The 5143-nt window shown below is 71.9% G+C and carries 7 protein-coding genes; 3 read left to right on the top strand and 4 right to left on the bottom strand.

Translation table 11 applies throughout. The features are described 5' to 3' along the window. The 3 genes from ACWDX9_RS59795 to ACWDX9_RS59785 all read right to left on the bottom strand — a co-directional run. Window positions 1-275 (bottom strand): MFS transporter (locus ACWDX9_RS59795; protein ID WP_449972696.1); only part of this gene is annotated, 275 nt, incomplete at its 3' end. A 109-nt stretch (window positions 276-384) separates the two neighbouring features. Further along, complete coding sequence (locus ACWDX9_RS59790) at window positions 385-984, bottom strand: TetR/AcrR family transcriptional regulator (RefSeq protein WP_449972693.1); 600 nt, start codon at window positions 982-984, stop codon at window positions 385-387. Between the two features lie 26 nt (window positions 985-1010). Further along, entirely contained in the window at window positions 1011-1454 is a 444-nt protein-coding gene (locus tag ACWDX9_RS59785; RefSeq protein WP_350727734.1) for a CBS domain-containing protein, read from the bottom strand. A 225-nt stretch (window positions 1455-1679) separates the two neighbouring features. On the opposite strand from ACWDX9_RS59785, the gene ACWDX9_RS59780 reads away from it, so the two are divergent. Both ACWDX9_RS59780 and ACWDX9_RS59775 read left to right on the top strand, forming a co-directional pair. Continuing rightward, complete coding sequence (locus tag ACWDX9_RS59780; RefSeq protein WP_449972699.1) at window positions 1680-3020, top strand: TrkH family potassium uptake protein; 1341 nt, start codon at window positions 1680-1682, stop codon at window positions 3018-3020. Beyond that, window positions 3013-3669 carry a potassium channel family protein gene (locus ACWDX9_RS59775; RefSeq protein ID WP_357753897.1) on the top strand — a complete coding sequence of 219 codons (657 nt, stop codon included), beginning with the start codon at window positions 3013-3015 and terminating at the stop codon, window positions 3667-3669. The genes ACWDX9_RS59780 and ACWDX9_RS59775 overlap by 8 nt, the downstream gene beginning before the upstream one ends. On the opposite strand, the gene ACWDX9_RS59770 is transcribed toward ACWDX9_RS59775, so the two are convergent. Further along, entirely contained in the window at window positions 3666-4814 is a 1149-nt protein-coding gene (locus ACWDX9_RS59770; protein ID WP_449972689.1) for an epoxide hydrolase family protein, read from the bottom strand. The two genes, ACWDX9_RS59775 and ACWDX9_RS59770, sit on opposite strands and share 4 nt — an antisense overlap. A gap of 63 nt (window positions 4815-4877) precedes the next feature. Between ACWDX9_RS59770 and ACWDX9_RS59765 the strand changes: the two genes are divergently transcribed. Next, window positions 4878-5143, top strand: a 266-nt coding sequence (locus ACWDX9_RS59765; protein WP_449972686.1) for a helix-turn-helix transcriptional regulator, incomplete at its 3' end; no start/stop codon positions are given.

The raw sequence follows: 5143 nt of genomic DNA, 5'->3' as shown, positions 1-5143 counted from the left end.
GTGAACAGCCCCAGGCCCGCCAGGAGCGTGCGGCGCGCGCCGAGCGCGTCCGCGAGCCGCCCGCCGAGCACCATCAGCCCGCCGAAGCAGAGCGTGTACGTGGTCACGACCCAGGTGAGGGACTCGCGGTCGAGCGCGAGATCCTCGCCGATGGTCGGCAAGGCCACCTGTACGACGGTGATGTCCACGATCAGCATGAACTGGGCCAGGCACAGCAGCACCAGCACACCCCATCCGCCGGTGCGCCGCCCGGCGGGAGCCGTATCAAGGCTCATCGGATACCCTCCTTAACTTGAACACTGATGTTCAAGTTAGCACGCAGGAACCATACGTGGGTAGGGCATGCTGAAGGGCCGCGAGAGCCCGCGGTCAGGGCCGGTAGGGTTACGGCCGGGTGGGAGCGAGCAGCGAGAGCATCGTCATGGTCAGCACCAGCTCGACCTCCTCGGGCGCCAGCCGCCCCGCCTCACGCTCCTGCGCGGCGGCGTGGATGATCGAGAAGAACGTCGTCACCAGCCACCCCGACGGCAGGTCCGTACGGAACTCGCCCGTGCGCTGCCCGCGCACGATGAGCCGCTCCACCCGCCGCAGCGGCCTTTCGTGGTGCTCCCTGATCCGCTCCGTGGCCAGCACCCGGTCGGCGGCCAGGAACAGCCGGCGGTGCCGGTCGAGCACCTCCCACGACGAGCGCAGCAGCCGCGCCATGGCCTCGGGCGCGGGGGCCGTGTCGAGCGAGTCGTCCGCCAGCACCCCGTCCGCCACCTCGACCGCGTGGTCGAGCACCGCGTCCACGAGCGCCTCGCGCGACGGGAAGTGGCCGTACAGCGTCACCCGGCCCACCCCGGCGGCCTTGGCGACGTCCGCCACGCTGGCCGTGGGGTCGGCGCTGAGCAGTCTGGTGCCGGCTTCGAGGATCGCGGCGATGTTGCGCTCGGCGTCCGCGCGCCGGGCGGGTACGGGCTGTCGTGCCGCGGTCTTGGCCATGCGACCAGCCTACGACGCCGCGCGGGTCACAGCTCCAGCACGTGGTCCAGCAGCGACTGCAGCGTGACCGCCCCCACCAGCCGGCCCCCGTCGACCACGGCGACCAGCGGGCTGCGCGTCCGCGCCATCAACGCCGCCAGCTCCAGCACGGTCGCCTTCAGATCGGCCACCGGCAGCTCCTTCGGCTGCTCGGGCAGGCACTCCCGCACGGTCCTGCCCCCGAGCCGCCGCAGGAACAGGTCGGCGTGGGCCTCGTCCACCACCCGGGCCAGCGCGGGGTCGTCCTGGCAGTAGGCGGGCACCGCCAGCCGCAGCACCTGGGTGCCGGGCAGGATGCTGAGGGGGCGCCCGTCGGGGTCGACGAGGATGAGCCCGGGCAGGTCCTGCTCCGCCAGGAGCTTCGCGGCTTCCAGCGCCGGGGTGTCCAGAGTGACCGTCGGGAAGTCGACGGCGAGATCGCGTGCGCGCATCAGTGGCCTCCGGCGCCCAGCCTACGTCGCACCCACCGCCGCCGGGTCGTCAAGGGCGCGTGGGGTTCGCGTCAAGGACGTGTAAGTGCGCCGGCGCCACCCGGGCCTGTTACGGTAGTGCGCGGTGCGCCGGGAAGTCTGGTCGGCTGGGATGTCGGCTGGGGTTCGATGGGGGAGGGCGCTCTCGATGCGTGACCTGTGTTGCGGGGCCAGGTGATGAGCATGATGCCGTCGTTCTTGACCCGTTTCCGGCACCCGGCGCAGGTCGTGGCCGCCGGGTTCGTGCTGGCCATCGGGATCGGCACCGTGCTGCTGGCCCTCCCGATCGCCACCACCGAGCGCGCGCCCGCCGACTGGGTCGTGGCCCTGTTCACCGCCACCTCGGCCGTCTGCGTCACCGGGCTGGTGATCGTGGACACCGAGTCGCACTGGTCGGTGTTCGGGGAGGTGGTGATCGCGGGGCTCGTGCAGGTGGGCGGGCTGGGGATCATGACGATGGCCACCCTGTTCACCCTGCTCGTCTCCGGCCGGCTCGGGCTGCGGGCCAGGATCGCGGCGCAGGCGGAGACCAAGACGCTGAGCATGAGCGACGTGCGCCGCGTCGTGCGCAAGGTGGTCCTGTTCAGCCTCGTGTGCGAGGCCGTCGCCGCCGTCGTGCTCACCGCCCGCTTCGCCATCGGGTACGGCGAGCCGCTGGGCCGGGCCGCCTACCTGGGCGCCTTCCACTCGGTCACGGCCTTCAACAACGCCGGGTTCGCGCTCTGGCCGGACAGCCTCATGCGGTTCGTCGCCGACCCGTGGATATGCCTGACCATCGCGCTCGCGGTCATCGTCGGCGGGCTCGGCTTCCCCGTGGTGTTCGAGCTGGCCCGCTCCTGGCGGCACCCGCGCAAGTGGAGCGTGCTGACCCGGGTCACCGTGGGCGTGAGCGTCACCCTGCTGGTGCTGGGCACCCTGGTCTTCCTGATGACCGAGTGGCGCAACCCCCGCACGCTGGGCGCGCTCGACGATCCCGGCAAGCTGCTGGCCGCGTTCTTCGCCGCGGTCATGCCGCGCTCGGCCGGGTTCAACACCCTGGACATCTCCCAGATGTACCCGTCGAGCTGGCTGGCCACCGACGTGCTGATGTTCATCGGCGGCGGCAGCGCGGGCACGGCGGGCGGGCTCAAGGTGACCACGTTCGGGCTGCTGGCGTTCGTCGTCTGGGCCGAGGTGCGCGGCGAGAGCCGGGTCAACATCGGCCACCGCAGGCTTCCCGAGGCCACGCAGCGCCAGGCCGTCACGATCACGGTGCTGGGCGTCACGCTGGTCGCCGCGTCCACGTACGTGCTGCTCGCGCTCACCCCGCACGGCCTGGACCAGGTGCTGTTCGAGGTGGTCGCGGCGTTCGGCACGGCGGGGCTGAGCACCGGCATCACCCCGAGCCTGGGCGTGGCCGGTCACCTGCTGCTGACGGTGCTGATGTTCATCGGCAGGATCGGCCCGCTCACCATGGGCTCCGCGCTGGCGCTCAACCAGCGCTCCCGACATTACGAGCTACCCGAGGAGCGAGTCATCGTTGGCTGACAACAACCCCGTCGTGGTCATCGGCCTCGGCCGGTTCGGCACGTCGCTGGCGCTGGAGCTGACCCGTCGCGGCACCGAGGTCCTGGCCATCGACCACCGGCCCAAGGTCACGCAGAGCCTGGCCGGGCGGATCACGCAGATCGCGACCGCGGACGCCACCGACATGGAGGCGCTGCGCCAGCTCGGCGTGCCCGACTTCTACCAGGCGGTGGTGGCCGTCGGCGGCGACATCGAGGCCAGCATCCTCACCACGTCGCTGCTGGTCGAGCTGGAGATCAACGACATCTGGGCCAAGGCGATCAGCACCCAGCACGGCCGGATCCTGAGCCGCATCGGCGCTCACCACGTTGTCTTCCCCGAGCACGACATGGGCGAGCGGGTGGCCCACCTGGTGAGCGGGCGCATGCTCGACTACATGCAGGTGGACGAGGACTTCGCGCTGGCCAAGACCACCCCGCCCAAGGAATACGTCGGCGTCCCGCTCGGCCGCTCCAACCTGCGCCGCAAGTACGGCGTCACCATCGTGGCGGTCAAGGCGCCGGGCGAGGAGTTCACCTACGCCACCGCCGAGACCGAGCTGTCCTACGGCGACGTCGTCCTCGTCTCCGGCCGGACCGAGCAGATCGAGCGCTTCGCCGAGCTGCCCTAGCGGAGCCGGCCGAAGAACTCGCGCAGGTCCGTCACCAGCAGGTCCGGCGTCTCCAGCGCCGCGAAGTGGCCCCCGCGGCCGAACTCCGTCCAGCGCACCACGTGGTGCACCCGATCGGCCAGCGGGCGCACCGAGAAGTCCGTCGGGAAGACGGCCGCCGCGGTGGGCACCGTGCCCCGCTCCTTGGGCGCCCACGCGCTGAAGTCGTTGAACCGCTCGTAGTACGTGTGCGCGGTCGACCCCGCCGTCTGCGTGAACCAGTAGATGCTGACGTCGGTGAGGATCCGGTCGCGGTCCACGGCGTCCTCGGGCAGCTTCGCCTCGGGATCCGTCCAGTCCTTGAACTTCTCCACGATCCAGGCGAGCTGCCCGGCCGGCGAGTCGTGCAGCGCGGCGGCGAGGGTCTGCGGCCGGGTGCCGTGCAGCTGCATGTACGCCCCGAGCTTGTCCTGCCACTCCCGCATCCCGGCCATCCGCGCCTGCTCGGCCTCGTTCAGCGTGCCCATCACGGCCGGGTCGGGGAAGGTGAGCAGCCCGTTGACGTGCACGCCGATGACGTGGTCCGGCGCGGCCCGGCCCATCAGGGGAGCGATGAAGGCGCTCACGTCGCCGCCCTGGACGCCGTACCGCTCGTACCCGATCCGGGACATCAGCTCCACGAGCGCGGCCGCCGTGCGGCCGTCCGTCCAGCCGGCGCCGGGCAGCGGGCCCGAGAAGCCGTAGCCGGGCAGCGACGGGATGACCAGGTGGAAGGCGTCCTCGGCGGCGCCGCCGTGCGCGACCGGGTCGGTGAGCGGGCCGATGACGTCGAGGAACTCGACGACCGAGCCGGGCCAGCCGTGCAGGAGCAGCAGCGGGGTGGCCTCCGGCTCGGCGGAGCGGACGTGCAGGAAGTGCACGTCCGCGCCGTCGACCGTGGTCGTGAACTGCGGGTACGCGTTCAGCGCCGCCTCCTGGGCGCGCCAGTCGAAGCCGTCGGCCCAGTACGCGGCCAGGTCGCGCAGGTAGCCGGTGGGCACGCCGCGCTCCCAGCCGGTGCCGGGCAGCTCGGGGGCCCAGCGCGTACGCCGGAGGCGCTCGCGCAGGTCGTCGAGGTCGGCCTGCGGGATGTCGATGCGATAGGGGGCGATGCCGCGGTTCGTCATGTCTGCGACGGTAGAAGGGATTGGTGACAGGTTCTGGCACCGATGCCCGGCAGAATCATCCTCATGTTGGAGACCTCGGCGCGGCTGCTCCGCCTGCTGTCCCTGCTCCAGTCGCGCATGGATTGGAGCGGCGCCGAGCTGGCCGAACGGCTGGAGGTCGGGCTGCGCACCGTGCGGCGCGACATCGAGCGGCTGCGCGAGCTCGGCTATCCCGTGGACGCCACCCCCGGCGTGGCCGGCGGCTACCGGCTCGGCGTGGGCGCCGCGCTGCCGCCGCTGCTGCTGGACGACGAGGAGGCGGTGGCCGTGGCGATCAGCCTGCGTACGGC

This window comes from Nonomuraea sp. NPDC003201, assembly GCF_053590415.1.
The sequence above is the reverse complement of the archived record's forward strand: the minus strand, read 5'-3'. Positions and strand labels throughout refer to the sequence as shown.